The organism is Bacillus sp. 05T31, assembly GCF_056396725.1.
Genome location: NZ_JBFTMA010000918.1, coordinates 1 through 1,355, shown reverse-complemented (window position 1 = coordinate 1,355; position 1,355 = coordinate 1). Strand labels below are relative to the sequence as shown.

Annotated in this window: 1 pseudogene; it reads right to left on the bottom strand. The window is 31.6% G+C overall.

Annotated elements, in window-relative coordinates:
- Positions 1–292: 292 nt before the first annotated feature.
- Positions 293–1,355 (bottom strand): annotated as a pseudogene (locus tag AC1DJR_RS29880) (S-layer homology domain-containing protein); the annotation flags it as partial.

Below are 1,355 nucleotides of genomic sequence, written 5' to 3'. Positions count from 1 at the left end.
TTTTGAACTAGGGACAAGAAACCTTAAACTACTTAGCTTATAATAAAATATCCATGAAATTATTCTAAATAAATAGATTTATAGGGGATAAAATGTTCCATTTTAATAATTATAAATCCCATTCACTTATACAAAAGACAAGAAGCTTCTTAATTGTAAGAAGCCTCTTATTTTTAGCTTTAGACAAAGCAAATTTATATCAATTTTAAATAACTAACAGAACCATAGATATTAGAGAAATAGCATCTATATACTTATTAGTATGGGGATTTTCCCATTGGAAACCTAATATTTATTTTGCCAACTTTTCAATGATTGGAGCTTTAGCAGATAATTCATCATTTGATGTATTTCTCATAAAATCTGCACCATACATAGTAACCGTATCCCCAACTTGAATATTCTCAAGCACTTCCGAAGAAACAACAGCAGTAACGGTCAGGCCTTCACTAGAAATTTGGATAGTGTCCTTTGTTTTATTGATTACATTTCCAGTGTGCATTATATATTGGTTTTTTAACACGTTTTCTTTATTTTCTTTTTGAACAATTGCATATTTAGCTATTGCTGGTTCACCTGGTATTGATCCTATAAAAACAGGAGCATAAATGGTAACGGTATCCCCAATCTGAATATCTTTAAGTATCCCAGGGGAAGAAACGATAGCATATACACTTGAGTTTTCACCGGAAACCACCAATCCGTCTTCTTTTTTTTCAATTACTTTACCAGAACGTTTTTGGTGTTGATTCAGAGCATTTTGTTCTTTTTTATCGAATTCTGATATAGAATTCGATTTATCTACACTTGTATTAGGAGTCACTGTCTTACTTGCCAACTTTTCGATGATTGGAGCTTTAGCAGACAATTCACCAGTTGCCATATTATTCATAAAATATGCCCCATAAATAGTAATGGTATCTCCAATATTTATATCTTGTAAGATTTCAGGAGAAACGATAGCACTAACAGTCGAATCTTCACTAGAAATTTCAATAGCGTCATTTGATTTATTGATTACATTTCCAGTGTGCATTTTATATTGTTTTTTTAGCACGTTTTCTTCATTTTCTTTTTGAACAATTGCATATTTAGCTGTTTCTGGTTGACCTGGTATTGATCCTATAAAAATAGGTGCATAAATGGTAATGGTATCCCCAATCTGAATATCTCTAAGGACCTCAGGGGAAGAAACGATAGCGTATACATTTGAATTTTCACCAGAAACCACTAAACCTTCTTCTGTTTTTTCAATTACTTTACCCGAACGCTTTTGATGCTGATTTAGAAGAGTATTAGTATTTGTATTTGTATAGTCTTTTTCTTTTAATTCACTATTCATCTCTCTAGACAAC